The sequence below is a fragment of the Nocardioides daejeonensis genome (assembly GCF_003194585.1).
In the GTDB taxonomy this organism is placed as follows: domain Bacteria; phylum Actinomycetota; class Actinomycetes; order Propionibacteriales; family Nocardioidaceae; genus Nocardioides; species Nocardioides daejeonensis.
On sequence record NZ_QHKZ01000001.1, the window covers coordinates 849384 to 875341 of the forward strand.

Sequence of the window (25958 nt, forward strand, 5' to 3'; positions counted from 1 at the left end):
CGAACACGAGGAGCGCTGCGAACAGCCTCACGGCGTCGGCTTGCCGGCCTTGCTGCGCTGGATCGCGCCCAACACGCCGTTGACGAAGCTCGGGGAGTCGTCGGTCGACAGCTCCTGCACCAGCGCGAGAGCCTCGCTCACCGCGACGCCGTCCGGAACGTCCTCGGCCCAGAGCAGCTCGTAGACACCCAACCGGAGCACGTTCCGGTCGACCACCGGCATCCGCTCGAGGGTCCAGCCCTCAGCGGCCTCCCGGATCTCACGGTCGATCTCCTGGAGGTGCTCGGCGACGCCCTTGACCAGCTCGACCGTGTAGGGGTTGCTCAGCGGCTCCCCCTCCTGGATCCAGCGGTCGAGGGACGCCGACGGTGTCTCGTTGCGCAGCTCACCGGCGTAGAGGATGTCCAGCGCCCGCTTGCGCGCCTTGCTGCGCGAACCAGCCATCAGGACTTGACGCGACCCAGGTAGGAGGAGTCGCGGGTGTCGACCTTGACCTTCTCGCCGGTGGAGAGGAAGAGCGGCACCTGGATCGTGTGGCCGGTCTCCAGCGTGGCCGGCTTGGTGCCGCCCGTGGAGCGGTCGCCCTGCAGACCGGGCTCGGTCTCGGCGATCAGCAGCTCGACGGAGGCAGGCAGCTCGACGTAGAGCACCCGTCCGTCGTTGGTGGCGACGATCGCCTCCTGGTTCTCCAACATGAAGTTCGCGGCGTCGCCGACGATCTCCGGGGTGACCTCGATCTGGTCGTAGGTCTGGACGTCCATGAAGACGTAGGACGTGCCGTCGTTGTAGAGGTACTGCATCGAGCGCTTGTCCACGTTGGCGGTCTCGACCTTGGTACCCGCGTTGAAGGTCTTGTCGACGGTCTTGCCCGACTCGACGTTCTTCAGCTTGGTGCGCACGAACGCGGGGCCCTTGCCCGGCTTGACGTGCTGGAACTCCACGACGGACCAGAGCTGCCCGTCGATGTTGAGAACCATGCCGTTCTTGAGGTCGTTGGTGGTTGCCATGCGCGGATGAGCCTTCTTCGCTGGGTCGGGGATCTCGGGGCCGGCGATCGTGCGCAGACGCACCAGATCGGGCCGACCGCCCATGCTATACGCCCCACGAAGAGGCCCCCACATCCGTACGATGCTCCTCAGCCCTGCCAGCCCTCACCTGCACCGGGGAGCCTCATGAAACTGCTCAGCCCCGTCGACGCGATGTTCTGGCGGATGGAGTCGCCGCGGACGCCCATGCACATCGGCGCGCTCGCGATCTTCCGCGCCCCCGACGACGCCGGGCCTGGCTACGCGCGCAGCATCTACGAGGCGTTCGCGGAGCTGGAGTTCATCCCGTTCCCCTTCGACTCCCGTGTGGTGGGGGCCGTGGGCGACCTGGTGCCGCGCTGGGAGAAGGCGGCACCCGATCCGGACTACCACGTGCACCTGGCCGCGGTCCCGCAGCCGGGCGGCGAGCGCGAGCTCGGCAGCCTCGTGCAGCGCCTGCACTCGACCCCTCTCGACCTCGACAAGCCGTTGTGGGAGGCCTACGTCATCGAGGGACTCTCCGACAACCGGTTTGCCTTCTACTTCAAGGCGCACCACTGCAGTGTCGACGGGATGGGCGCCGTCAACGTGATCCGGCACTGGCTGACGGCCGAGCCGCGCCAGACGCACGCTCTCGCCGACGTGCCGGGGCTCCAGGAGGACGGTCGGCACCCGGTCGACGCACTCGCCCGCACGACGGCCGCCCGCACCTCCGAGGGCCTCCGCGCGGTCGGCGAGGTCGGCGCCAAGCTGACCGGGATGGTCGGTGGCGCCAACAGCCACATCCGGGCCGCGCTACGCACGCCACGCACTCCCTTCAACACCCGCATCACCCGACACCGCAGGGTCGCCATGGCGGAGCTCCCGCTGTCCCGGCTGAAGGCGGTCGCCGCGGCCTCCGAGACGACGGTCAACGACGTGGTGCTCGCTTCGCTCGGCGCCGCCGTACGCCGCTACCTGAGCGAGCAGGAGACGCTGCCGGCCGCCGACGTCACCGCGTCGATCCCGGTGGGCTTCGAGCGGGAGGCCGACACCATCAACGCGGCGACCGGATTCGTCTGCCCGCTGGGGACCGCCGACGGGGATCCGCTCGAGCGGCTGCGCCGGATCCACGCCGTGACGACCCGGGGCAAGGCAGAGCTGCTCGACATGTCACCGAACGCGCTCCAGCACTACACGCTGCTGGGGTTGCTGCCGCTGGCTGTCGGGCAGAAGACCGGTGCACTCCAGAAGCTGCCGCCGATCTTCAACTTCACGGTCTCCAACGTCGTGCTCTCCAAGGAGCCGCTGCACCTGGGCGGCGCCAGGCTGGAGACGCTCGTGCCGCTGTCGTTCCTCTGTGACGGCTACGGGCTCAACGTGACTCTCGTCGGCTACACCGACACGGTGACCCTCGGCATCGTGGGCTGCCGCGACACGATCCCGCACCTGCAGCGCCTGGCGCCGTACACGGTGGACGCCCTCGCCGAGCTGGAGCGGCTCACCGGACTCCGCTGACGGCATCTCCTCGACAGGTAGTCAGAGGCTTCCGGCCAGGAACTCCAGCGCCCGGCGGTAGCCGTCGACACCGTGGCCGGCGATGACCGTCGCGGCGTGCGGGGTCACCACCGAGGTGTGCCGGAACTCCTCAGGGCGCTGCAGCGGCTCCGAGAGATGCACCTCCACCAGGGGCGCGGTCAACTGCGCACAGGCGTCGAAGATCGCGTAGGAGTAGTGAGTCCACGCCGCAGCGTTGAGCACCACCGGGTGCCCGGCGTCCGCCGCGGCGTTGAGCCAGTCGAGCATCTCGCCCTCGTGGTTGGTCTGCCGTACCTCGACCTCCAGTCCCAGGTCGCGTCCCCACTCCTGGCACCGCTCGGCGAGCTCTGCGTGGGTGGTGTGACCGTAGATCTCCGGCTGGCGCCGACCCAGCCGACCCAGGTTGGGTCCGTTGAGGATCAGCACCGTCATCGGGCACCGCCGAGAGCCGCGTACGCCTCACGCAGATGGTCCTCGGAGGGGCCGGCGAGGATCCTCGGGTCCGCGAGACCGTGCAGCACCACGAGTCGCAGCTGCGAGCCACGCGACTTCTTGTCCACCGCCATGGTGGCGAGCAGCTCGTCGAACGCCGCTCCGGACCAGGTGGTGGCCAGGCCCACCGCGGCAAAGGCCCGGGCATGCCGAGCCGCGAGGTCGTCATCGATCAGGCCGGCGCGGCGGGCCACCTCGGCGACGTACACACAGCCGAGCGCGACGGCCTCGCCGTGCCGGATCTCGTAGTCGGTGGCGCGCTCGATCGCGTGCGCCAGGGTGTGTCCGTAGTTGAGCACCTCACGGCCCGGGTGCCCGTCGGCGCCGCCGGTCTCCTTGAGATCGGCCACCACCACGTCGATCTTGACCTGGATCGCCCGTTCGACCAGCTCACGCAGCACCGCGGAGGTCGAGTCCTGGGCGGCGCCGGGATCGCTCTCGGCCAGGTCGAGGATGGTGGGATCGGCGATGAAGCCGCACTTCACGACCTCGCCGAGGCCCGCTGAGATCTCCTCGCTCGGCAGTGTGTCCAGGAGGGCCAGGTCGCAGAGCACCCCTGCCGGCTCGTGGAAGGCGCCCACGAGGTTCTTGCCGGCGCCGGTGTTGATGCCGGTCTTGCCGCCCACCGCCGCGTCGACCATGGCCAACAGCGTGCTGGGCATGTGCACGACCCGTACGCCGCGCAGCCAGGACGCGGCGACGAAGCCGCCGACGTCCGTGGTCGCTCCGCCGCCGAAGGTGACCACCGCGTCGGAGCGGGTGAACCCTGCCTCGCCGAGCGCCTCCCAGCACTCGTGGGCGACGCTGGAGGTCTTGGCGCGCTCCCCGTCGGGGAGCGCCAGCGCAAGCACGTCGTAGTGCGCGACCAGGACGTCGAGCGCCTGCTGCGCGAGGTGGTGCAGGGGCTCCGCGTAGAGCAGGGCGACCCGCTGCACCGAGGTGCCGAGGACCGCGGGCAGATGCTCCGCCAAGCCGCGGCCCACCACCACGTCGTACGGCGCGGCGCCGCCCACATGCAGCACGGTGTCGTTCACGGCTTCTCCTCCACCAGGTCGATGATCCGGGCAGCGACCTCGTCAGGGTCGAGCTCGTCGGTGCTGACACTGTGGGTCGCCACCGAGCGGTAGATCGGGGTGCGCTCGTCAAGGAGGGCCTTGATCCGCCCACGCACGTTGCCCAGCAGCAGCGGGCGGCCCGTGCCGAGACCGACCCGGCGGACCGCTTCTGCCAGACCCACCTCGAGGAAGACGACGGTGTGACCGCTCAGGTGCGCGCGCGTCTCGGGGTCGAGCACCGCACCACCGCCCAACGAGAGCACTCCCTCGTGCTCGGCCAACGCCCGCGCCACGGCAGCACGCTCGAGCTCCCGGAAGTGCGCCTCTCCACTCTCCACGAAGATGTCGGAGATGGTGCGCCCGGTCTCGGACTCCACGTCCTGATCGGTGTCGCGCACCGGGAGCTGCCAGCGCTCGCCGAGTCGTTCGGCGACGGTGGTCTTGCCGGCGCCCATCGGGCCGATGAGGACGATGCGCGGGCTCACTTGTACGTGATCGCCTCGAGGTAGGAGGCGGCGTTCCGAGCCGTCTCGGCTACCGAGTCGCCGCCGAACTTCTCGACGACGGCGTCGGCCAGCACGAGTGCGACCATCGCCTCGGCGACGATGCCCGCCGCTGGGACGGCGCAGACGTCGGAGCGCTGGTGGTGCGCGACGGTGGCCTCGCCGGTGGCGACGTCGACGGTCCGGAGCGCCCGCGGCACCGTGGCGATGGGCTTCATCGCGGCGCGCACGCGCATCACCTCGCCGGTGGTCATGCCGCCCTCGATGCCGCCGGCACGCCCCGACGTACGCCGCAGGGCACCGTTCTCGGTGACGATCTCGTCGTGCGCGAGGGAGCCCGGCGTCGCTGCCAGGTCGAAGCCGTCCCCGACCTCGACGCCCTTGATCGCCTGGATCCCCATCAGCGCTCCCGCGAGGCGGGAGTCGAGGCGACGGTCCCAGTGCACGTGCGAGCCGAGACCCGGTGGCAGCCCGTGGACGACCACCTCGACGACTCCGCCGAGGGTGTCGCCGTCCTTGTGGGCCTGGTCGATCCGCTCGACCATCCGCTTGCTTGCCTCGGCGTCCAGGCACCGCACCGGGTCAGCGTCCAACCGCGCGACGTCGTCGGCAGCCGGGACCAGTCCGGCCGGGGCCGCAACACCGCCGAGCTCGACCACGTGCGAGACGATGCGCGCCCCGACTGCCTGCTCCAAGAAGTTGCTGGCCACCCGGCCCAGGGCGACCCGTGCCGCCGTCTCCCGCGCCGAGGCGCGCTCCAGCACCGGCCGAGCCTCGTCGAAGTCGTACTTCTGCATGCCCGCGAGGTCGGCGTGCCCCGGCCGCGGTCGGGTGAGCGGGGCGTTACGGGCGCTCTCGGCCAGCTCCGCGGCGTCGACCGGGTCTGCGGCCATGACCTTCTCCCACTTCGGCCACTCGGTGTTGCCGACCTGGATCGCGACCGGACCGCCCTGCGTCTCGCCGTGGCGGACGCCGCCGACCACCGTGATCTGGTCCTGCTCGAACTTCATCCGCGCACCGCGGCCGTAGCCGAGCCGGCGGCGAGCCAGGGAGTCGGCGAGCTCCTCGGAGGTCACCCGCACGTGCGCAGGCAGGCCTTCGAGGATCGCAACCAGTGAGGGTCCGTGGGACTCGCCCGCAGTGAGCCATCGCAGCATGGGCCCAGTCTTCCATGCGCCCACGTGCTGGGATGCAACCCCACCCGCTCACGAGACAGCCGCAGCGCCGCCGTGGTGCACGGGGGCTAGGGGGCGAGCGGGGACCAGCCTGCGGCGACCAGAGCGATGCCGACCACGGCACCGACCAGCATGAACGGGCCGAACGGGAAGTGCCGGTCGTGCGTCAGCCGGGCAAGGCGCAGCACGACCCAGCCCAGGACACCCACGACGAAGCCGGCGTAGAGGCCGAGCACGAGCGTGCTCCACCCGAGATAGCCCAGCGCGAGACCGAGCAGGCCGGACATCCGTACGTCGCCGTACCCCATGCCCCGGGTGAACCGCCACAGGCACCAGTAGAGGAGGCTCGCGGCCAGCCAGCCACCGGCTGCCCGGGTAAGCCCGTCGATCGAGCCGTCGAGCAGCCCGACGACCAGGAGCAGCACCACCAGCACCGGGTACGCCGGCAGCACGAGCCTCTTCGGCAGGAGCCGAGTCCGGAAGTCGAGGTGCGCCAACGCCACCCCGAGTGCGCCCAGTGGCACCAGGAACAGCAACGGCCACACCCAACCGAGCGTGCCGCCCAGAACCGCCCCGACGATCGCCCCCGCGCCCACGTAGTACGGCGTCGCCCCGGTCGCGAGTACCGCGTACGGCGGCTTGCCCTCCTCCGGCTCCTCCGGTTCGGGCAGCGTAGCCACCCAGCGCGGCATGAGCCCAGCAGCCACCGCCGTCGCCGCCCCCGCAGCGAGCGCCGGCGCCAGAGCCAACGAGCTCATCGCGTCGACCCTCGTCCCGCGACCCGCTCGGCAAGGGCCTGCTCCCCCGCTGCGCGCATCGCCGTCAGGGGCGCCTCGACCCCGGTGAAGAGCCTGAACTGGGCAGCCGCCTGATGCACCAGGAGATCGAGGCCGCCGACCAGGATGCCGCGCTGGGCTGCGGCAAGCGGTGTCGGCCAGGGGTGGTAGACCACCTCGAAGGTCACCGGCAGCCCGGCGCACGACTTCACCAGCTCCGCCGTCTGCGCTTCGGCAGGCACCGTCGACACCACGACCTCGCCGACCGGTCGACCCGCGGCGAGCGTCTCGACCCGGACCTGCGGGGCACGGGGGTGGGCGCGCAGCGCCGCGACGGTCTCCGCAGCCCGTTCCGGCGCGCGCACCAGCAGAAGCAGCTCCGAAGCGCCGAGCTCGGCGAGCGCCAACCCGACCGAGGTGGCGGTCGCACCCCCTCCGAGGATCGTCGCACGGTCGATCGGGCCGTCGTACCGTTCCCGCAGCGCAGCGACAGCACCGGGCACGTCCGTGTTGTCGGCGGCCCAGCCTCCGTCGTCCTGGCGGATCAGGGTGTTGGCGCCACCTGCCAAGCGCGCGACCTCGGTGACCACCGACGCCAGCGGCAGCGCCGCCCGCTTGAGCGGCATGGTCAACGAGAGCCCCCGCCAGCTTGCGTCGAGACCAGCCAGGAAGTCGGCGAGCTCCGCCTCCCCGACGCGGTGCGCGTCGTACTCCCAGTCCAGCCCGGCCGCGGCATAGCCCGCGCGGTGCAGCACCGGGGAGAGCGAGTGGGCGATCGGGTCACCCAGCACTCCACAGCGCATCATCAACAGGCGTCCGAGGTCTGGCAGTAGGTCTGGAACTCCGCCTTGTACTGCAAGAACTCGTCGTACGTGGTGGCGAACTTCGTCTCGCCGGTGCGCAGGTCGACGGTCACGTAGTAGTACCAGTCCCCCTTGGCCGGAGCGAGCGCCGCCGCGATGGCCGCGTCGCCCGGTGCCTCGATCGGTCCGGGCGGAAGCCCGGTCTGGCGACGCGTGTTGTAGGGGTTGTCGGCGACGGAGTCGATCTCCGCGGTGCTGATCGCCACCCCCAGCTTGCGGCCGAGGGCGTAGTTGACGGTCGCGTCGATCTCGAGCCGGCCGATCGTCCCGGCCGTGCCGGGGTTCTCCAGCCGGTTGTAGATCACCCGGGCGATCTTGGGCATGTCGTCGCCGCGCCCCTCTGCCTCCACGAGCGAGGCGACCGTCATCAGCTCGTGCGGGGTGTAGCCCAGCCGCTGGGCAGCCTGCTCGATGTCGTTCTGCTCCGCGGACTGACGCCACCGGTCGACCATCGCCCGCAGCATGTCGACGGGCTGGTCCTTGGGACCGAAGTCGTACGTCGCGGGGAAGAGGTATCCCTCCGCCTTGCCGCCCGCGTAGTCGGGGAGCCCGAGCTCGTCGGCCCGGGTGAGGGCCTTGTCGAACTGCTTCTTGGAGAAGTCGGTCTTCTCCGCCAGCAACGCAGCCACGTCGACCGCTCGCAGGCCCTCCGGAACGGTGATCCTCGTGACCATCGCATTGCCCGGGTTGATCAGCACACCGAGCGCATCGGCTGCCTTCATCTCCTTGCGCATCTCGTAGGAGCCCGGCTGGATCCGAGCCGCCTCCTCACTGCGGCCGCGGGCGGCGTCGGTGAACGCCTCCACGGAGGCGACCACACCGGCGTCGTGGAGGGTGCGCCCGATGTCGGTGGCCGTGTCACCGGGGCTGACCTCGATCACGACCGACCCAGAGCCCGGGCCGGAGAAGTCCTCCGCTTCGGCGAACTGCTGCTTCACCCAGTCCACCCCGGCCGTCAGGCCGACCCAGGCGACGCCCCCCAGCGCACCGACCAGCAACAGCGCCACCAGGCAGCCACCGAGACGGCGCGGACGCTTCTCGGCGCGCCGACGTCCACCGCGCGCTGTTCCTGGACCGGACTCGGGTGCCTCCTCGGCACCGGGGAGCAGCGAGTCCTCGGGGTCGTTCATCCGTGTGTCTCCTCATCCGGCGCGTCGGTCAGCACATCCCCCGGTGCCTCTCCGCGCGCACGTTCCGCGTCCAGCGCGTGCTGCAGGATCACGACAGCGGCGGCCATGTCGACCACTGCTCGCCGCTTCTGCCCCTTCTTTCCACGTTCCCGAAGCATCGACTCCGCCGTGACGGTCGTCAACCGCTCGTCCACGAGCCGCACCGGGGTCGGCGCGATCGCCCGGGCCAGCTCGGCGGCGAACACGCGCACCCGTGCTGCCGCGGGCCCCTCGCCCCCGGAGAGCGACCGGGGCAGCCCCATGACCACCTCGACGGCGTCCTCCTCCGCGACGAGCTCCGCGAGACGGGCGAGGTCGCCCTTCCCGCGGGGCACCGTCTCCAAGGGAGTGGCGATGATGCCGGAGGGGTCGCATCGCGCGACCCCGATCCGGGCATCGCCCGGATCAAGGCCGAGGCGCACTCCGTTGCGCACGCTAGGCGATCCTCACACTCGCGGCGATCACGACGTCCGGGCCACCTCGGCCACGACGACCTCGAGCGCCTCGGCGATGCGAGCCGTGTCAGTGCCGCCGCCCTGGGCCACGTCGGCCTTGCCGCCGCCCTTGCCGCCGAGCAGCGGGCCGACGGCGCGGATCAGGTCGTTGGCGCTCAGGCCCCGGGCCTGGCCGGCCTCGTTGACGGCAGCCACCGCTGCCACCTTGCCCTCAGCCTCGCCGAGCACCACGACCACGCCGGGGCGGTCCTGCGGCAGCCGACCCCGTACGTCGAGGGCGAGCGTCCGCACATCGCCGCCTGCAGCGCCTGGGGCGTGGTGGGCGACCACCTGGACGCCACCGACGTCCTGGGCGGCTGCGGCGATCTGGCCCGCCGAGGCGAGCAGACTCGCGACCCGCGCCTTCTCCAGCTCCTTCTCCGCAGCCTTCAGGCGATCCACCATGTCCTGGACGCGGCCCACCAGGTCGTCCGGCTGGGCCTTGAGCAGGCCGGTGAGCTGTCCCACGACGTCGCGCTCGCGAGCCAGATAGGCGAAGCCCTCCTGCCCGGTGAACGCCTCGATGCGCCTGTTGCCCGAGCCCACGGAGGACTCACCGGTCACCACGATGGTGCCGATCTGCGAGGAGTGGTCGACGTGGGTGCCACCGCACAGCTCGCGCGACCACGGGCCGCCGATCTCGACGACGCGCACCTGAGTCTCGTCGTACGTCTCGCCGAAGAGCGCGATCGCGCCCCAGTCCTTCGCCTCGGAGAGGGTCATGTACTGCCAGCCCACCGGCAGGTCCGCGCGCAACGCGTGGTTGGAGACCTGCTCGATCTCACGGAGCTGCTGCTCGCTCAGCGACTGGGTCCAGCCGAAGTCGAGTCGGAGGTAGCCGGGTCGGTTGTAGGAGCCGGACTGGAGCGCGGTCGGGCCGAGCACGTCGCGCAGCGCGGCATGGACCACGTGGGTGCCGGAGTGGGCCTGGCGCGCCCCGATCCGCCATTCGGGATCGACCTGCGCGTGCAGCAGCGGGCCGCCGGAGGTCGAGCCTGCCACCAACTCGCCGTCTACCACCCGCACCTGATGCACGACCAGACCGCGAACCGGGCGCTGGACGTCGAGCACCTCCAGGCGTCCGCCGTCGAACTCGATGATGCCCGCGTCGGCGACCTGACCGCCCGACTCGGCATAGAACGGGGTGCGGTCGAGCACGATCTCGCCGACCTCGCCGTTGCCCAACGCTGCCGTGGGTACGCCGCCTCGCAGCACAGCGAGCGCCTTCGACTCGGTGCTGAGCGTCTCGTAGGCGAGCCAGTCCGTCGGGCCGTGCTCGTCGAGGATGGTGCGGTAGACCGCCGTGTCGGCGTGCTGCCCCTTCTTCGCCTTGGCGTCGGCCTTGGCTCGCTCCCGCTGCTCGGCCATGAGCCGCCGGAAGCCGTCGTGGTCGACGTCGAGACCGGCCTCCGAGGCCATCTCGAGGGTGAGGTCGATCGGGAACCCGTAGGTGTCGTGGAGCGCGAACGCCTTCTCGCCCGACAGCGTGGTGCCACCCGTCTGCTTCACCTCGTCAGCGGCGTGATCGAAGATCTGGGTGCCGGACTGCAGCGTCTTGCGGAACGCGTCTTCCTCCGCGTAGGCCACCCGCGCGATCCGCTCCCACCCGGCCTCGAGCTCGGGGTAGCCGAGCTTCATCTTCTCCAGCGACACAGGCAACAGCTCGGGCAGCGCACGCTCGGAGTAGCCGAGCAGCCGCATCGACCGGACCGCCCGGCGAAGCAGCCGACGCAGCACGTAGCCGCGGGCCTCGTTGCCAGGAGTGACGCCGTCCCCGATCAGCATCAGCGAGGAGCGCACGTGGTCGGCGACCACCCGGAAGCGGACGTCGTCCTCGTGGTTGGCGCCGTACTGCTTGCCGGTGAGCTGTGCGGCCTTCTCGATGACCGGGAACATCTCGTCGATCTCGTACATGTTCTGCCTGCCCTGGAGCAGGTACGCGACCCGCTCGAGGCCCAGTCCGGTATCGATGTTCTTGGCCGGCAGCGGGCCCTCGACGTCGAAGTCGTCCTTCGCCCGGACGGTGTGCAGGCTCTCCTGCATGAAGACCAGGTTCCAGATCTCCAGGAAGCGGTCTTCGTCGACGACCGGGCCGCCGTCCTTGCCGTACTCGGGGCCGCGGTCGTAGTAGATCTCGCTACACGGTCCCCCCGGGCCGGGCACGCCCATGTTCCAGTAGTTGTCGAGCAGCCCTCGCTCCTGGATCCGCTCGTCCGGCAGCCCTGCCTCGGTCTTCCAGATCTCCTTGGACTCGTCGTCCCCGGCCAGCACCGTCACCCAGATCCGCTCCGGGTCAAAGCCGTAGCCGCCGTCGTCCTGGCTCTTGGTGATGAGCTCCCACGCCAGCTTGATGGCGCCCTGCTTGAAGTAGTCACCGAAGGAGAAGTTGCCGCACATCTGGAAGAACGTGCCGTGCCGAGTGGTCTTGCCGACCTCCTCGATGTCGAGCGTGCGGACGCACTTCTGCACACTGACCGCCCGGTCGTACGGCGCCGTCTCCTGACCGAGGAAGTAGGGCTTGAAGGGCACCATGCCGGCGTTGACGAAGAGCAGGGTCGGGTCGTCGAGCAACAGCGACGCCGAGGGGACGACCTGGTGCCCTGCCTTCTCGAAGTGGGCGACGAACCTGCGGCGGATCTCCGCGGTCTCCATCAGTTGCTGCCTCGCTCATCTGTCGTTCGTGATTCGGTCAGTTGTGGTCGGGTGGTGGCGCCGCTCAGCTCCCGCCGCGGCTCCGTCGGCGCCAGCCCGAGACGATCACGCAGTTCGACCTCGCGGTCGGCGCTCGCCTGTGCCACCTCGTCGCGGACCAGCCGGGCGCCCAACGCGAGTGCTGAGGCACGATCGCGTAGTCCACTGGCGGTGAAGCTCTCGGTCAGCCGGCGGGCACGGTTCATCGCATAGATCCCGGCCCCGGCCCCAGCAGCGAACCAGAAGCCACGTCTCATGCGGTCTCCTCCATGCGGAGGTCCCGGGCGGCTCGCTGTCGGATGGCGGCCTCGCGCTTGAGGCTGCGCACGATCGTCCGGCGCTCCTTGCGCAGCCGCTTCATCTCCCGCTTCATCTCGAAGCGGATCCGGTTGCGGGACTCCGGGCTCAGCGCCTGTCGCAGGCCATGCCCGAAGGCGGCGGCCTTCACCACGGACTCGCGCGCGACGATGTCGACGAAGAGTCGGCCGTCGATCCGCTCCGCGACGGGTCGCGCGGCGGTCTCATCGACCTCGGTGCCCAGACCGGTGATCACATACTCCTCGACCACGGTCGGGGCGGCGGTGAGGGCCAGCGCATCGACCCGCGCCCGCAGGGCTTCCGCCTCGGCCCGTGCCTCGGCGAGTGCCAGCTCGGTACGACGCGCCTGCGCGCGGGCCGTCCGGACCAGGAGCGCGCCTGCGATGACCACGGCAAGCAGGGTGACGGCGCAGAACGCGGCGGTCACGACGATGGCGGTGGTCATGAGACCTGACCCTACCGCGCGCCACGGATCAGTCGGCGCACACGTTCCCAGCGGTCCTTGATGGCCGCCTCCGCGCCGAGCGCGGTCGGCTTGTAGTACTCGGTGCCGTCGACGACGTCCGGTGCATACTGCTGCTCGGCGATCCCGAACGGCTCGTCGTGCGCGTAGCGGTAGCCCTTGCCGTGACCGAGCTTCTTGGCACCGGCATAGTGCGCGTCACGCAGGTGCGACGGCACCGGACCGAGCTTGCCTGCCTTGACGTCGCCGAGCGCGGCGAAGATCGCGTTGGTGACGGCGTTCGACTTGGGGGCGACGGCCAGCGCGATGGTTGCGTGCGCGAGGTTGAGCTGCGCCTCGGGCATGCCGATCAGCTGGACCGCCTGGGCAGCAGCCACGGCGATGGGCAAGGCGTTGGGGTCAGCCAGGCCGACGTCCTCGCTGGCGAGGATGACCAGCCGACGGGCGATGAACCGCGGGTCCTCCCCCGCGGCGATCATCCGGGCCAGGTAGTGCAGGGCCGCATCGACGTCGGAGCCGCGCACCGACTTGATGAACGCCGACACCACGTCGTAGTGCTGGTCGCCCTGGCGGTCGTAGCGCACGGCGGCCCGGTCCACCGCGGTCTCCGCCGTCTCGAGGTCGATCACGACCACATCGCTCGCACCGTCCCCGCTGGTCGAGCTCGTCGCGATCGCCGCGCCGGCTGCCGCCTCCAGGTAGGTGAGGGCGCGGCGCGCGTCGCCGCCGGAGAGGCGGACCAGGTGGTCTCGCGCCTCGTCGGCGAGTTCGAACCTCCCCGCCAGGCCGCGCTCGTCGGCGACGGCGCGGGCCAGAACCTCCCCGATGTCGTCTTCGGTCAAGGACTCCAGCGTGACCAGGAGCGAGCGCGAGAGCAGCGGCGAGATCACCGAGAAGTGCGGGTTCTCCGTGGTCGCCGCCACCAGGCTGACCCAGCGGTTCTCTACCCCCGGCAGGAGCGCGTCCTGCTGTGCCTTGCTGAAGCGGTGCACCTCGTCGACGAAGAGCACCGTCTCGCGCCCCTGGCGCACCAGCTGGGCACGCGCGGCGTCGACCGCCTGGCGCACGTCCTTGACGCCCGCCGAGACTGCCGAGACCTCGACGAAGTCCCGGTCGGTCTGGCCGGAGAGGATCGCGGCGAGCGTCGTCTTTCCGGTGCCCGGCGGCCCCCACAGCACCACGCTCATCGGCCGGTTCCCGGTGATCAGCTGGTGGAGCGGAGAGCCCTCCTGACGAAGGTGCGCTTGACCCACGAGCTCGTCGAGTCGACGCGGCCGCATCCGCACCGCCAGCGGTGCCGAGGAATGGGCGTTGCCGGCGAGGGAGCCACTGCTGACCTGCCCGGGGGCGTCGAAGAGACCGTCCACCCGCTCAGCCTACGCAGTCAGGGTTTGACGGTCGTGCGCGCCTTGAGGTCGAACCACACATCGGAGAAGCCCGGCTGGTCGTCCAGCTCCACCGGGCTGGCCCCGGGGTCCGGGTTGCCGGCGTTGTCGACACCGAGGATCCGCGCGGTCACCGGGTCGGCCGGGTGCTGGCCCAGCTCGCCGGCGAAGTGACACGCGACCTTGTGGCGCGGGCCGATCTGGAGCATCGGCGGCTCCACCTTGGCGCAGATCTCCCGGGCCAGCGGGCACCGGGTCCGGAAGTGGCAGCCGGACGGCGGGTTGATCGGGCTCGGCACGTCGCCCTCCAGCCGGATCCGCTCACGCCGGCCGCCGATCGCCGCCTGCTTCACGTCCGGTGCCGCTGAGAGCAGCGCCTGCGTGTAGGGGTGGTTGGGCCGGCTGTAGAGCGTCTCGCGGTCGGCGATCTCCACGATCTTGCCGAGGTACATGACCGCGACCTCGGGACAGAAGTGGCGGACCACGGCGAGGTCGTGCGCGATGAAGAGGAAGGCGATGTCGAACTCACGCTGCAGGTCCTGGAGCAGGTTGACGACCTGGGCCTGGATCGAGACGTCGAGTGCCGAGACCGGCTCGTCGGCGACGATGACCTTCGGCTGCAGGGCCAAAGCGCGCGCGATGCCGATGCGCTGGCGCTGACCGCCGGAGAACTCGTTGGGGTACCGGTTGTAGTGCTCCGGGTTGAGGCCGACGACCTCCAGGAGCTCCTGGACCCGCTTCAGCGTCTGGTCTTTCGGCACGACGTTGTGGATCCGCAGCGGCGCCCCGACGATCGAGCCGACCGTGTGCCGCGGGTTCAACGAGCTGTACGGGTCCTGGAAGATCATCTGCACCTCGCGGCGCAGCGGCTTCAGACCCCGGTTCGACACCTTCGCAAGGTCGCGGCCCTCGAACTCCACCGAGCCGCCGGTCGGCTTGTAGAGCCGTGTGATGGCACGTCCGGCCGTGGACTTTCCGCAGCCCGACTCTCCCACCAGACCGAGCGAGCCACCCTTGGGGATCTGGAAGGAGATGCCGTCGACCGCCTTCACGTCGCCGATCTTTCGCCGGACAACGCCGGTGGAGCGCACCGGGAAGTGCATCTCAAGATCACGCACCGTCAACACCGGCGGTGCGTTCGGGTCCAGCTGCGCAGGGGCGTGCGCTTGAGCCAGGACCGCGTCCAGGCTCGGCCCGGAGGCAGCAGCGGTGGCCTCGTCGTACTCGGTCATCACCGCTCCTCAGCGAGGTCGGGAGCGATCTCGGGGATCACTTCGTTCTGATAGATCGACTCGGGGTCCGCCAGGTGGCAGCGCTTCAGGTGCAGCCCTCCCCGCGGGCCCGGGACGAGATCGGGCAGCTCGGTCGTGCACAGGTCGCCGGGCACCTTGTCGCGGTGCACGCACCGGGGGTGGAAGGCGCAGCCCGTCGGCGGGCTCAGCAGGCTCGGCGGGTTGCCGGGTACCGGAACCATCCGTGCGTTGGGATCGCCGGTGATGTCGGGAACGCTGGAGAGCAGGCCCCAGGTGTAGGGCATCTGGGGGTGCGTGAGCACCTCCTTAACCCGGCCGTGCTCCACCGCGCGGCCGGCGTACATCACCAGGGCCTCGTCAGCCATCTCGGCCACGACGCCGAGGTCGTGCGTGATGATGATGATGGCGGTGTTGAACTCCCGCTGCAGGTTCTGCAGGAGGTCGAGGATCTGGGCCTGCACCGTCACGTCGAGCGCCGTGGTGGGCTCGTCGGCGATGAGCAGGCTGGGGTCGTTGATCAACGCCATGGCGATCATCGCCCGCTGCCGCATCCCACCGGAGAACTGGTGCGGGTAGCTGTCGAAGCGCACGTCGGGCTGTGGGATGCCGACCAGCTCCAGCATGTCGATCACGCGGGTACGCGCCGCCTTCTTGCTGACCTTGTGGTGCACCCGGTAGGCCTCGGCGATCTGGTTGCCCACGGTGTAGTACGGGTGCATCGCCGAGAGCGGGTCCTGGAAGATCATCGCGATCTCCTTGCCCCGCAGCTTGCGCATCTCCGCGTTGTTCAGCGCCAGCAGGTCGACGCCGTCCAGCAGGATCCGCCCCTCCACCTTGGCGTTCGTGCCGCGGTGAAGGCCGAGGATCGCCGAGCTCGAGACCGACTTGCCCGACCCGGACTCGCCGACGATGCCGAGCGTCTGGCCTCGGTCGAGCGCGTAGCTGAGTCCGTCCGTGGCCTTGACCAGTCCGTCCTGCGTCGGGAAGTGGACCTTGAGGTTCTCCACCTTCAGGAAGGGCTGCTTCTCGTCCATGTGTGCGTTCTGCTCCATCTCAGCGATCTCCTAGCCCAGCCGGACCCGCGGGTCGATGAAGGCATAGGCGATGTCGACGATGATGTTCATCAGGACCACGAACGAACCGGCGATCAGCACGATGCCGACCACGGTCGGCAGGTCCCAGGCCTGGGAGGACTGCACGGTCAGCAGGCCGAGGCCCGGATAGGCGAAGACCGACTCCGTGATGATCGCACCGCCGAGCAAAGTCCCGAAGTCGATGCCGGTCATCGTCACCAGCGGTGTCAGCGCCGCGCGCAGGCCGTGCTTGAAGAGCACCGCCCGTGAGTTGAGGCCCTTGGCCTTGGCTGTGCGGATGTAGTCCTCGCCCAGCGACTCCAGCACGAACGCGCGCGTCATGCGGACGTAGCTGGCCAGGAAGACGAGAGCGAGGGTCAGCGACGGTAGCCAGAGGTTGGTCAGCCAACCCCACACTCCACCCTCTGCGATCGGCGTGTAGTACGGATAGTCGAGGAGCCCCCACTTGACCACCACGTACTTCAGGAAGAAGACGCCGATGAAGAAGGTAGGAAAGGCGTAGACGAGCAGGGTGAGGCCGACAATTCCTCGGTCGAGGATCGAACCTTTCGTGACGGCTGCGGCGATACCCAACAGCACGCCGAAGAACAGCCAGAGCACTACCGCGACCACCGCGAGCGAGATCGAGATCGGCGCATAGTCCTTGATCAGGCTGTTGACGGTCTCGCCGTAGTACTTGCTGAAGCCGAGGCAGGGCGCTGCACAGTGCGTGACCGTCTCCGGTGCAGCCTCTCTCTGTGCCTGGTCGATCGGGAAGTCCCGTCCAGCGACGACGCCCTTGGCGAAGCCGGCCCACTGCTCGTAGACGGGCTTGTCGTAGCCCAGCGCCTTCTCAGTGACCGCAATCTGTGCCTGTGTGCACTGCTTGCCGCAGGCCAGCTTGGCCTGGTCTGCCGGCGAGGCGAAGAACAGGATGAACGTGACCAGCGAGAGGGCAAGGAGCAGCAGGATGCCGATGACGACGCGGCGCGCAGCATAGGCCCACATGGAGGGTTCCCACCTTCTGAATCGGGGCCGTCACGCGGAAGCGTGACGGGGTGAGCGGGGAAGCCCGCCCGGGGAGGTGCCGGGCATCCACCGTGTGATGGATGCCCGGCACCGGAGGAGTCACTTCGGACTCATTGCGTCACTTCGCGACGCCGATGAGGCCGATCTCCGGGTACTGCGAGGATGCTGGAGTCGTGGTGAAGCCGGTCACCTTCGAGCCACGCAGCCAGTTGAACTTCTGGTTGTCGAGCGGGATGTAGGCGTAGTCCTCACCCAGCTTGGCGTCGATCTCCTGAAGGATGCCGACCTGCGTGTCGACGTCAGCCGCGTTCGCAGCGTCGTCGAACAGCTTGTTGACCTCGTCGCTCTCGTAGCACCCGTAGTCGTTGCCACAGGTGGTCGAGGAGAAGTTCGGCCGGCTGTCGAAGAGCGGCGGCAGCACGGTCATCGCCGACGGCCAGTCGGCACCCCAGCCGGCCCACATCACGTCGATGTCCTTGTCGGGCTGCGCAATGACGTCGTAGTAGGTGTCGCCCTGGCCGTCGAGGGTGACCTCGAAGCCGGACTCGTTCCAGGTCTGCTGGATGATCGCCATCGCCTTGTCCTGCGTCGGGGACTTCTGGTAGGCGAGCTTGATCTTGACCGGCATCTTCACGCCGGCTTCCTCGAGGATCGCCTTCGCGGCCTCGGGGTCACCGTTGTTGTCGTTGTCCTCGGCGAAGGCCGGGTTGTCCTGGGAGCCGGAGACACCGGGGTTGATGATCGTCTCGGCCGGCTCTGCCACGGTGGAGCCACCGGTGGCCTTGATGTAGCCGTTGGCGTTCAGCGAGACCGCGAGGGCCTTGCGCACGGCGGGGTCGGTCAGCGTCTTGTGGTTCAGCACGAGATAGTCGGTGTAGGGCGAGACCACGTTCAGGTAACGGTCCTCCACCGGACCCGAGATCTGCGAGAGCTGCGCCGGGTTCAGGCGCGCCCAGGTGATCGCGGCCTGGTCCTTCGGGCCGTCCTGGATCAGGCGGTCGTTGAAGAGCTCACCGGCGGTGTCGGACGGGTTGACCTCCCAGTTGATCTGGTCGGGCAGGGCCAGACGCAACTGCTCCGGGTCGTCAGTGGCCGGGTCGTACTGGTCGTTGCGGACCAGCGTCGCGCCCTTGTTCTTGTCCCACTTGTTGCCCTCGATCTTGTAAGGGCCGTTGGAGAGGATGGTCCACTTGGAACCGTCACCCTTGTCCTGCGACTCCTTGTAGGGGTCGGCCATCATCAGGCCGGCGATCGCCTGCGGGAAGTCGGCCCACGGCTTGTTGAAGTGGAAGGTGATGGTCTTGCCATCGCAACTGACGGCCTCGTCGAAGGCCTGCTGCTGCTCCGGGGTCGCCTTGTAGGGGCCCGGGTAGTCCTTCACGTCGACGTAGTTGAGGAGGTAGGTCGGCCCTCCGATGATCACGTCGTTGGCGAAGCTACGGCTGGCGCCGTACTGGACGTCCTCACAGGTGATGTCCGAGCCATCCTCCCACTTCACGCCATCCTTGAGCGTGAAGGACCAGACCTTGCCGCCCTCGGACGAGGTGCCCGTGTCCGTCGCCAGGTCAGCGACCGGCGTGTTGGCGACCGCCGGGTCCTCCGACATCGGGAAGGCCACGAGACCGCGGTAGAGCGTCCGGCGCCACGAGGCAAGCTGCACACCGTAGTAGATCCGGTTGGGGTCCGAGCTCTCGAAGGGGAAGTGCTGAAGCACCGTCAGCGTGCCGCCGGCCTCGCCGGGCTCGCCGTTGTTGCCCCCGGGGCCCTTGTTTCCGTTGTCGTTCGAGTCCCCGCCGCACGCGGCGAGAGACAACCCGAGGACTCCGGCCGCACCGAGCGCGACCATCCTCTTCAGTCTGTTACCCATTGGTTCCTCCTTGTCGTGCGGCACTTCGTGCGGCACCTCCGTCGACGCTGTGTCGACAAAGCTCAGTTGTGGCCCGGCGAGAAGTCACCGGTTGCCCTTCGGGTCGAGGGCGTCGCGCAAGCCGTCGCCCAGCAGGTTGAACGAGATGACGATGGCGGCGATCATGCAGGCGGGCACGAAGAAGTAGACGGGGGCCGTGTCAGCGAAGCTGATCGAGTCCGACAGCACATTGCCCAGCGTCGGCGTCGGGGCGCCGATGCCCACGTTGAGGTAGGCGAGCGCCGCCTCCGCCGAGACGAACGCCGGCATCATCAGCGTGAAGGTGACCAGGATCGGCGCCCACAGGTTGGGCAGGATCTCGCGGAAGTAGATGCGGACCTTGGAGGCACCCATCATCTGCGCAGCGTGCACGAACTCGAACTCCCGCATCGAGAGCACCTGGCCACGCACGATCCGCGCGATGCTGGTCCAGCCGAATGCGCCCAGGACGATCACCACGTAGACGGCCGCGGTGACGTTCCCGGCAGGCGTGTGCAGGTAGTTGCGGACCATGATCATGCCGGTGCTGGCCAGCGCCAGCAGCATCAGGGTCTGCGGGAACGCCAAGGTCAGGTCGATGATGCGGCCGATGATCGCGTCCACCCAACCCCCGGCAGCGCCGGAGACGATACCCAACACGACGCCGAGCACCATCGCGACGATCGTTGCCGACAGGGCGATCAGCAGCGAGAACGTGGTGCCGTACCAGACCCGGGCGAGCGTGTCCCGACCCGCGCCTGGCTCGACCCCGAGCCAATGGTCGGATGAGATGCCTCCCCACTTGCCCGCGGGCAGGCTGAAGTCGTTCAGCAGATCCTGATCTGACTTCAGCGGGTCGATCCAGCCGAAGACGTGATACGCCAGCGGGGCCGTCAGCGCGAGCAGCACGAAGAACACCACGAACGCGGCCGAGATCATCGTCAGCTTGTCCTTGAGCAGGCGCCCCATCGCCAACTGCGTTGGCGACTTGCTGATCACGGGACCGCCGGGCTCCTCAGAGGCACCAGAGGTCGACGCGGGATCCGCGAGCCCACCGTCCTGCAGGCCAATGGGGTTGGACATTGCCACCTCGTCCCGTCGCGTTCGCTTCCATCGCCCGAGGCACGTGCCCCGAGGCTCGGTCGGACTCTACGGCTCGGCAAGCAGCGAACGTGTCACCCGTGAGTAACGATCCGGTTTCGACGGAACCTTCGGCTGCGCCCCCACCGACCGCTTCGTCAACGTGGAACCATCAGCACAGCGACGGCGAGCGTGGCCAGCATGAAGGCGACGATCAGCACGCCGAGGACGACCAGCAGACCGATCACGGCATGCTGGGCCAGGCGCGGGCGCGGCTCGGTGGCGGTCACCGGGGCGAATCGGGTCGCGTTCGGGTTCTGGGGGCGGGTGCCGCCCTCGCCCTGCCCGTTGTGTTCCTGGCCCGTCGGCTCGGCCGGCTGACCCACCGGATCAGCCGACCGTCGGCGCCTCGTCGGCCTTCTCGGGCACGGCGTCGACGCCGGCCTCCTTGCGCTGCGCCGGCGTGATCGGGGCAGGAGCCTCGGTCAGAGGATCGAAGCCACCACCCGACTTCGGGAAGGCGATCACGTCGCGGATCGAGTCGGCACCCGAAAGAATCGCCACGATCCGGTCCATGCCGACCGCGATGCCGCCGTGCGGCGGGGCGCCGTACTTGAAGGCGTCGAGGAGGAAGCCGAACTTCTCGTCGGCCTCCTCGGGCCCGATGCCCATCACCTCGAAGACGCGCTTCTGCACGTCTTCGCGGTGGATACGGATCGAGCCGCCGCCCAGCTCACTGCCGTTGCAGACGATGTCGTAGGCGAACGCGAGGGCTGCGCCCGGGTCTGCCTCGAAGGTGTCGAGGAACTCCGGCTTCGGGCTCGTGAAGGCGTGGTGGACCGCGGTCCAGGCGCCCGCACCGACGGCCACGTCACCGCTCGCAACCGCGTCGTCGGCCGGCTCGAAGAGAGGTGCGTCGACGACCCAGGTGAAAGCGAACTCCGACTCGTCGATAAGCCCGCAACGCCGCCCGATCTCGAGGCGCGCGGCGCCGAGCAGTGCTCTCGAGCTCTTGACCGCGCCGGCTGCGAAGAAGATGCAGTCGCCCGGGTTGGCGCCGGTGTGTGCGGCCAGCCCGGCGAGCTCGGTCTCGCTGAGGTTCTTGGCGACCGGTCCACCGAGGGTGCCGTCCTCCCCCACAGTCACGTAGGCGAGACCCTTCGCACCGCGCTGCTTGGCCCACTCCTGCCAGGCGTCGAACTGACGGCGTGGCTGGCTGCCGCCGCCGGGCATCACGACAGCACCGACGTACGGCGCCTGGAAGACCCGGAAGCCGGTGTCGGCGAAGTAGGCGGTGCAGTCGACGAGCTCCTGGCCCATCCGCAGGTCGGGCTTGTCGGAGCCGAACCTGGCCATCGCATCGGCATAGGTCATCCGCGGAATCGGGCGCGGGATCTCGTGGCCCACGAGGGCCCACATCTCCGCCAGCACCTCCTCCATGAGGGCGATCACGTCGTCCTGGTCGACGAAGCTCAGCTCGATGTCGAGCTGGGTGAACTCCGGCTGTCGGTCGGCGCGGAAGTCCTCGTCCCGGTAGCAGCGCGCGATCTGGTAGTACCGCTCCAGCCCGCCGACCATGAGCAGCTGCTTGAAGAGCTGCGGGCTCTGCGGGAGGGCGTACCAGCTGCCCGGGTGCAGGCGCGCCGGGACCAGGAAGTCGCGGGCGCCCTCCGGAGTCGAGCGGGTCAGCGTCGGTGTCTCCACCTCGACGAAGTCGTGGCGGTCGAGGACGTCGCGAGCGGCCTTGTTGACCTTGCTGCGCAGCCGGATGATCCGGTTGGGCTCGCTACGGCGCAGGTCGAGGTAACGGTGCTTGAGCCGCACCTCCTCCCCCACCTCGACGTGGTCACTGATCGGGAAGGGCAGCGGCGCGGCCGTCGAGAGCACCTCGACCTCGCTCGCCACGACCTCGATCTGGCCGGTCGGCAGGTTGGGGTTCTCGTTGCCCTCGAGACGAGCGGTGACCTCACCGGTGACCTTGAGGCAGAACTCGTTGCGCAGGCTGTGTGCCACCGCCTCGTCGCGGATCACCACCTGGACGACTCCGCTGGCCTCCCGCAGGTCGATGAAGGCCACGCCGCCGTGATCGCGCCGGTTGGCCACCCACCCGGCGAGGGTGACGGTCTGGCCGACGTGCTCGACGCGCAGGGCGCCGGCGTCATGGGTGCGGATCACGGTGGGTACTCCTCGAATCGGATGCTGCTGGATGGGTACTACGACGAACGGTGGCTGAGCCGCGGTGTTGATCTCCGGTGCGGAGCTCGCTGCTCATGGCCGGCGGTGCCGACGATCGGCGGTGCCGACGAGTCAACTATCGGCGGTGCCGACGGTAGGCCTCAAATCGTTTGCGGGTGGTGTCCAGGTGGCCGGATCGACCGTGATCTGGTCGCCGGAGCGGATGTCCTTGACCTGGTGGGTCCCGTCGGCCTGCGCGAACCACACCCACGGGATGCCCCGCCGCTCCGCGGCACGGATCTGCTTGCCGAACTTGGCCGCCGTCGGCGCTACCTCGCACGGCACGCCGTTGCTGCGCAGGCTCTGCGCGATCACCTCCGACTCGCCTCGCGACTCCTCGTCGGCCAGCGCCACGAGGACGGCGCTCGGAACGCTCCGGTCCGCGGCCAACAGACCCTTGCCGAGCAGCGGGGCCAGGACCCGGCTCAGGCCGAGCGAGATGCCGACCCCCGGGTAGGTGCTGCGCCCGTCGGAGGCGAGGGCGTCGTACCTCCCCCCGGAGCAGATCGAACCGAGCGACTCGTGACCGTCCAGGCGAGTCTCGAAGACAGTGCCGGTGTAGTAGTCGAGGCCCCGAGCGATCTTGAGGTCAGCCTCGATCCGGACCCGGTCGGTGACCAGCGGAGCGCAGGCGCGCATGAGCTCCGCCAGTTCCGCGAGGCCCTCGGTGAGAAGCGGGTGCTCGACGCCGAGCGCGTTCACCTGGTCGACGAACGAGTCGTCGGGTGTGCAGATCCGAGAGAGTGCCAAGCACCGGTCGGCCTGCTCCGCGGTCACCCCAGCCTCGTCGAGGAGGAGCTCGCGCACTTTCTCCTCGGGCAGCTTGTCGAGCTTGTCGACCAGCCGCATCACCTCTTCGGCGCCGGCGGCGTCGACGCCCAGGCCGAGGTAGAAGCCCTGGATGAGCTTGCGGTTGTTGACCTGCAGGCGGAACCCCGGAAGGAAGTCGAGGCCGGAGAGCGCTTCAAGCATCACGCGCGCCACCTCGACGTCGTGGTGGAACGGCAGTACGTCGCGCCCGACGATGTCGATGTCGGCCTGGGTGAACTCCCGGTAGCGCCCCTCCTGTGGTCGCTCACCGCGCCACACCTTCTGGATCTGGAAGCGGCGGAAGGGGAACTCCAGCTTTCCGGCGTTCTCAAGCACGTAGCGGGCGAACGGGACCGTCAGGTCGAAGTGCAGCCCGAGTCCGGCATGGCCCTCCTCGGACTCCTCGTGGAGGCGGCGCAGCAGATACACCTCCTTGGAGGTGTCTCCCTTGCGCAGCAGCTGCTCAAGGGGCTCGACGGCACGCGTCTCGATGTTGCCGAACCCGTGCAGCTCGAAGGTGCGGGTCAGCGACTCGATGGCCAGCCGCTCGACCGTGCGCTGGGCCGGCAGGAACTCGGGGAATCCGCTGAGCGGCGCGATCTTCGCCATCACAGCCCCCGCGTGACCTGGTCGGCGCCGCCCTCGCGCTGGAGGTCGAGCAGGTAGGGGTTGGTGGCACGCTCCCGGCCGATCGAGGTCTGGTTGCCGTGACCGGGAAGCACCACGATGTCATCGGGCAGCGTCAGCACCTTGGTGGCGAGGCTCCGCAGGATCGTCGGGTGGTCGCCGCCCGGCAGATCGGTGCGCCCGATCGAGCCCTCGAAGAGCAGGTCGCCTGAGAACATCACCTCGGAGATGTCGTCGCGCGCGTACGGCGTCCGGAAGGTCACCGACCCCTCGGTGTGTCCCGGCGTGTGGTCGACGACGAAGCGCAGACCGGCCAGCTCCAGCTCGGCCAGGTCGGCGAGCTCCTGGACGTCGTCCGGCTCCGCCCACTGGTAGTCGCCGCCGAGCAGCATCGAACTGGACTCCCGGCTCATCCCCGCCAACGGGTCGGTGAGCAGGTGCCGGTCGCTCGGGTGGATCCATGCGGTCGCGTCATAGGTCCCGGCGACCGGGGCGACGCACCACATGTGGTCGACGTGGCCGTGGGTGACCAGGACCGCCACCGGCTTGAGCCGGTGCTCCCGCACGACCTGAGCCACGCCGTCGGCAGCGTCCTTGCCCGGGTCGATGACGACGCACTCGTTGCCGGCACCGGTGGAGACGACATAGCAGTTGGTTCCCCACGGCCCGGCGGGGAATCCGGCAATGAACAAGGCGCACCTCAACTCGCGCGGACACTCTGACCGGTAGAGCCTACCGACCCGCACCGGCGGCATGACTACGATGGTCGACCATGAGCGCTCAGCATGAGTCCGAGTGGGGTCGCGTGGCCGAGGACGGCACCGTCTTCGTCCGCACTGCTGACGGGGAACGCCCCGTCGGTCAGTACCCCGAAGGGACCCCCGAGGAGGCCCTGGCCTTCTACACCAACCGTTTCGAAGCCCTCGCCTTCGAGGTGAACCTCCTGGCCCAGCGAGTGGCCGGAGGAGCCCTCACCCCCGAGGAGGCGAGCGAGTCCGTCAAGGGCGTGCGCGCCCAGATCGTGGATGCCTCCGCCGTCGGTGATCTCGCTGGCCTCCTGGCGCGTCTCGACGCGCTGGCCCCGGTCATCGCCCAGCAGCGCGAGGCGCGCAAGGCGGAACGCGCGCAGCGGGTCGCGGAGTCGCGCGAGCGCAAGGAGGCGATCGTCGCAGAGGCCGAGAAGCTCGCGGAGTCGAACGACTGGCGCAACGGCGCGAATCGGCTCCGCGACCTGCTCGAGGAGTGGAAGGCGCTGCCACGGCTGGACCGTGCCAGCGATGACGCCCTCTGGCGGCGTTTCTCCACCGCGCGCACGGGCTACACCCGGCGCCGCAAGTCCCACTTCGCCGAGCAGGCCGAGCGCCGCGAGAGCGCCCGGGTCGTCAAGGAGAAGCTCGCCCAGGCCGCCGAGGCGCTGGCGGACTCCACCGACTGGGGGCCGACGGCAGGAAAGTTCCGCGATCTGATGCGGGACTGGAAGGCGGCCGGCCCGGCTCCACGCGACATCGACGACGCGCTGTGGAAGCGCTTCCGCGGAGCGCAGGACACGTTCTTCGCCGCGCGGGACGCCGCCAACGCGGCGATCGACGCCGAGTTCGAGGCCAACGCGGTCGTCAAGGAGCAGTTGCTGGTGGAGGCCGAGGCGCTCCTGCCGGTCACCGACCTTGACGCCGCCAAGCGGGTCTTCCGCGACATCTCCGACCGCTGGGACGCGGCCGGCAAGGTGCCGCGCGGCCGGATCAAGGACCTCGAAGGCCGGATGCGCAAGGTCGAGCAGGCCATTCGCGGCGTCGAGGACGAGCAGTGGCGGCGTAGCGACCCGGAGAAGAGCGCTCGCGCCGACGACATGATCGGCAAGCTCGAGACCGCCATCGCGGAGATCGAGTCGGACCTGGCCGCCGCACGCACCAAGGGCGACGACAAGCAGGTCAAGAAGCTCGAGGAGAACCTCGCCTCCCGTCAGGCGTTCCTCGACATGGCCCGCAAGGCCGCCGCCGACTTCAACGGCTGACCCGTTCCCCACCGGTGGCCGAGCCGCC

25 protein-coding genes are annotated in these 25958 nt (G+C 69.4%); 2 read left to right on the forward strand and 23 right to left on the reverse strand.

The features are described from left to right. Positions 1-27 precede the first annotated feature (27 nt). Both nusB and efp read right to left on the reverse strand, forming a co-directional pair. A complete protein-coding gene (nusB, locus tag DNK54_RS04095) occupies positions 28-444 on the reverse strand; it encodes a transcription antitermination factor NusB (RefSeq protein ID WP_110205633.1) in 417 nt (138 codons plus the stop codon). Continuing rightward, on the reverse strand, positions 444-1007 hold the full coding sequence (gene efp, locus DNK54_RS04100; RefSeq protein ID WP_110205815.1) for an elongation factor P: 564 nt from the start codon (positions 1005-1007) through the stop codon (positions 444-446). The genes nusB and efp overlap by 1 nt, the downstream gene beginning before the upstream one ends. A 165-nt stretch (positions 1008-1172) precedes the next feature. Between efp and DNK54_RS04105 the strand changes: the two genes are divergently transcribed. Continuing rightward, a complete protein-coding gene (locus DNK54_RS04105; RefSeq protein ID WP_110205634.1) occupies positions 1173-2522 on the forward strand; it encodes a WS/DGAT/MGAT family O-acyltransferase in 1350 nt (449 codons plus the stop codon). Positions 2523-2543: 21 nt separating this feature from the next. Here DNK54_RS04105 and DNK54_RS04110 read toward each other — a convergent pair whose 3' ends face one another. The 21 genes from DNK54_RS04110 to DNK54_RS04210 all read right to left on the reverse strand — a co-directional run bounded on the left by DNK54_RS04110 (position 2544) and on the right by DNK54_RS04210 (position 24611). Next, complete coding sequence (locus DNK54_RS04110; RefSeq protein ID WP_110205635.1) at positions 2544-2975, reverse strand: type II 3-dehydroquinate dehydratase; 432 nt, start codon at positions 2973-2975, stop codon at positions 2544-2546. After that, positions 2972-4069, reverse strand: coding sequence for a 3-dehydroquinate synthase (gene aroB, locus DNK54_RS04115; protein ID WP_110205636.1), 1098 nt, complete (start codon positions 4067-4069; stop codon positions 2972-2974). The genes DNK54_RS04110 and aroB overlap by 4 nt, the downstream gene beginning before the upstream one ends. Continuing rightward, positions 4066-4575 (reverse strand): shikimate kinase, encoded by a 510-nt coding sequence (locus DNK54_RS04120; protein WP_239459895.1) that lies wholly within the window; start codon positions 4573-4575, stop codon positions 4066-4068. Before DNK54_RS04120 ends, aroB begins: the two co-directional genes overlap by 4 nt. Further along, entirely contained in the window at positions 4572-5750 is a 1179-nt protein-coding gene (gene aroC / locus DNK54_RS04125; protein WP_110205637.1) for a chorismate synthase, read from the reverse strand. Before aroC ends, DNK54_RS04120 begins: the two co-directional genes overlap by 4 nt. Positions 5751-5836: 86 nt before the next feature. Continuing rightward, the gene (locus DNK54_RS04130) at positions 5837-6526 is read right to left on the reverse strand and encodes a prepilin peptidase (protein WP_110205638.1); all 690 of its coding nucleotides are present in this window, start codon (positions 6524-6526) and stop codon (positions 5837-5839) included. Beyond that, positions 6523-7350, reverse strand: coding sequence for a shikimate dehydrogenase (locus tag DNK54_RS04135; protein ID WP_110205639.1), 828 nt, complete (start codon positions 7348-7350; stop codon positions 6523-6525). The genes DNK54_RS04130 and DNK54_RS04135 overlap by 4 nt, the downstream gene beginning before the upstream one ends. Then, positions 7350-8537 carry an endolytic transglycosylase MltG gene (gene mltG, locus DNK54_RS04140; RefSeq protein WP_110205640.1) on the reverse strand — a complete coding sequence of 396 codons (1188 nt, stop codon included), beginning with the start codon at positions 8535-8537 and terminating at the stop codon, positions 7350-7352. Before mltG ends, DNK54_RS04135 begins: the two co-directional genes overlap by 1 nt. Continuing rightward, entirely contained in the window at positions 8534-9010 is a 477-nt protein-coding gene (gene ruvX / locus DNK54_RS04145; RefSeq protein WP_110205641.1) for a Holliday junction resolvase RuvX, read from the reverse strand. The genes mltG and ruvX overlap by 4 nt, the downstream gene beginning before the upstream one ends. 27 nt (positions 9011-9037) lie before the next feature. Next, positions 9038-11722, reverse strand: coding sequence for an alanine--tRNA ligase (alaS, locus tag DNK54_RS04150; protein ID WP_110205642.1), 2685 nt, complete (start codon positions 11720-11722; stop codon positions 9038-9040). Next, positions 11722-12018 carry a DUF6167 family protein gene (locus DNK54_RS04155; protein ID WP_110205643.1) on the reverse strand — a complete coding sequence of 99 codons (297 nt, stop codon included), beginning with the start codon at positions 12016-12018 and terminating at the stop codon, positions 11722-11724. The genes alaS and DNK54_RS04155 overlap by 1 nt, the downstream gene beginning before the upstream one ends. Continuing rightward, the gene (locus DNK54_RS04160) at positions 12015-12524 is read right to left on the reverse strand and encodes a hypothetical protein (RefSeq protein ID WP_110205644.1); all 510 of its coding nucleotides are present in this window, start codon (positions 12522-12524) and stop codon (positions 12015-12017) included. Before DNK54_RS04160 ends, DNK54_RS04155 begins: the two co-directional genes overlap by 4 nt. 11 nt (positions 12525-12535) lie before the next feature. Further along, a complete protein-coding gene (locus tag DNK54_RS04165) occupies positions 12536-13909 on the reverse strand; it encodes a replication-associated recombination protein A (protein WP_239459896.1) in 1374 nt (457 codons plus the stop codon). Between the two features lie 17 nt (positions 13910-13926). Beyond that, on the reverse strand, positions 13927-15159 hold the full coding sequence (locus DNK54_RS04170; protein ID WP_110205645.1) for an ABC transporter ATP-binding protein: 1233 nt from the start codon (positions 15157-15159) through the stop codon (positions 13927-13929). Beyond that, entirely contained in the window at positions 15159-16232 is a 1074-nt protein-coding gene (locus DNK54_RS04175) for an ABC transporter ATP-binding protein (protein ID WP_110205646.1), read from the reverse strand. The genes DNK54_RS04170 and DNK54_RS04175 overlap by 1 nt, the downstream gene beginning before the upstream one ends. A gap of 12 nt (positions 16233-16244) precedes the next feature. Further along, the gene (locus tag DNK54_RS04180) at positions 16245-17261 is read right to left on the reverse strand and encodes an ABC transporter permease (RefSeq protein ID WP_110205647.1); all 1017 of its coding nucleotides are present in this window, start codon (positions 17259-17261) and stop codon (positions 16245-16247) included. 139 nt (positions 17262-17400) lie between these two features. Continuing rightward, the gene (locus tag DNK54_RS04185; RefSeq protein ID WP_110205648.1) at positions 17401-19149 is read right to left on the reverse strand and encodes an ABC transporter substrate-binding protein; all 1749 of its coding nucleotides are present in this window, start codon (positions 19147-19149) and stop codon (positions 17401-17403) included. Positions 19150-19233: 84 nt separating this feature from the next. Beyond that, entirely contained in the window at positions 19234-20250 is a 1017-nt protein-coding gene (locus DNK54_RS04190) for an ABC transporter permease (RefSeq protein ID WP_110205649.1), read from the reverse strand. A 155-nt stretch (positions 20251-20405) separates the two neighbouring features. Next, positions 20406-20633: a hypothetical protein gene (locus tag DNK54_RS04195; RefSeq protein ID WP_110205650.1), complete on the reverse strand. Its 228-nt coding sequence runs from the start codon at positions 20631-20633 to the stop codon at positions 20406-20408. Positions 20634-20637: 4 nt separating this feature from the next. After that, positions 20638-22422, reverse strand: a complete 1785-nt coding sequence (gene aspS, locus DNK54_RS04200) for an aspartate--tRNA ligase (protein WP_110205651.1) — start codon at positions 22420-22422, stop codon at positions 20638-20640. Positions 22423-22554: 132 nt separating this feature from the next. Continuing rightward, entirely contained in the window at positions 22555-23901 is a 1347-nt protein-coding gene (hisS, locus tag DNK54_RS04205) for a histidine--tRNA ligase (protein WP_110205652.1), read from the reverse strand. Next, positions 23901-24611: an MBL fold metallo-hydrolase gene (locus tag DNK54_RS04210; protein ID WP_110205653.1), complete on the reverse strand. Its 711-nt coding sequence runs from the start codon at positions 24609-24611 to the stop codon at positions 23901-23903. Before DNK54_RS04210 ends, hisS begins: the two co-directional genes overlap by 1 nt. An 80-nt stretch (positions 24612-24691) precedes the next feature. Between DNK54_RS04210 and DNK54_RS04215 the strand changes: the two genes are divergently transcribed. Beyond that, on the forward strand, positions 24692-25930 hold the full coding sequence (locus DNK54_RS04215) for a DUF349 domain-containing protein (protein ID WP_110205654.1): 1239 nt from the start codon (positions 24692-24694) through the stop codon (positions 25928-25930). Positions 25931-25958: the final 28 nt, after the last annotated feature.

Bases quoted from the DNA above. Each gene is read 5' to 3' on its own strand.
- DNK54_RS04175 (WP_110205646.1), bottom strand. From the start codon at position 16,232: ATGGAGCAGAACGCACACATGGACGAGAAGCAGCCCTTCCTGAAGGTG.
- DNK54_RS04155 (WP_110205643.1), bottom strand. From the start codon at position 12,018: ATGAGACGTGGCTTCTGGTTCGCTGCTGGGGCCGGGGCCGGGATCTAT.
- DNK54_RS04180 (WP_110205647.1), bottom strand. From the start codon at position 17,261: ATGTGGGCCTATGCTGCGCGCCGCGTCGTCATCGGCATCCTGCTGCTC.
- alaS (WP_110205642.1), bottom strand. From the start codon at position 11,722: ATGGAGACCGCGGAGATCCGCCGCAGGTTCGTCGCCCACTTCGAGAAG.
- mltG (WP_110205640.1), bottom strand. From the start codon at position 8,537: ATGAACGACCCCGAGGACTCGCTGCTCCCCGGTGCCGAGGAGGCACCC.
- aroC (WP_110205637.1), bottom strand. From the start codon at position 5,750: ATGCTGCGATGGCTCACTGCGGGCGAGTCCCACGGACCCTCACTGGTT.
- DNK54_RS04105 (WP_110205634.1), top strand. From the start codon at position 1,173: ATGAAACTGCTCAGCCCCGTCGACGCGATGTTCTGGCGGATGGAGTCG.
- DNK54_RS04160 (WP_110205644.1), bottom strand. From the start codon at position 12,524: ATGACCACCGCCATCGTCGTGACCGCCGCGTTCTGCGCCGTCACCCTG.
- DNK54_RS04110 (WP_110205635.1), bottom strand. From the start codon at position 2,975: ATGACGGTGCTGATCCTCAACGGACCCAACCTGGGTCGGCTGGGTCGG.
- DNK54_RS04130 (WP_110205638.1), bottom strand. From the start codon at position 6,526: ATGAGCTCGTTGGCTCTGGCGCCGGCGCTCGCTGCGGGGGCGGCGACG.
- DNK54_RS04190 (WP_110205649.1), bottom strand. From the start codon at position 20,250: ATGTCCAACCCCATTGGCCTGCAGGACGGTGGGCTCGCGGATCCCGCG.
- efp (WP_110205815.1), bottom strand. From the start codon at position 1,007: ATGGCAACCACCAACGACCTCAAGAACGGCATGGTTCTCAACATCGAC.
- DNK54_RS04135 (WP_110205639.1), bottom strand. From the start codon at position 7,350: ATGATGCGCTGTGGAGTGCTGGGTGACCCGATCGCCCACTCGCTCTCC.
- nusB (WP_110205633.1), bottom strand. From the start codon at position 444: ATGGCTGGTTCGCGCAGCAAGGCGCGCAAGCGGGCGCTGGACATCCTC.
- hisS (WP_110205652.1), bottom strand. From the start codon at position 23,901: ATGGCGAAGATCGCGCCGCTCAGCGGATTCCCCGAGTTCCTGCCGGCC.
- DNK54_RS04170 (WP_110205645.1), bottom strand. From the start codon at position 15,159: ATGACCGAGTACGACGAGGCCACCGCTGCTGCCTCCGGGCCGAGCCTG.
- DNK54_RS04215 (WP_110205654.1), top strand. From the start codon at position 24,692: ATGAGCGCTCAGCATGAGTCCGAGTGGGGTCGCGTGGCCGAGGACGGC.
- DNK54_RS04185 (WP_110205648.1), bottom strand. From the start codon at position 19,149: ATGGGTAACAGACTGAAGAGGATGGTCGCGCTCGGTGCGGCCGGAGTC.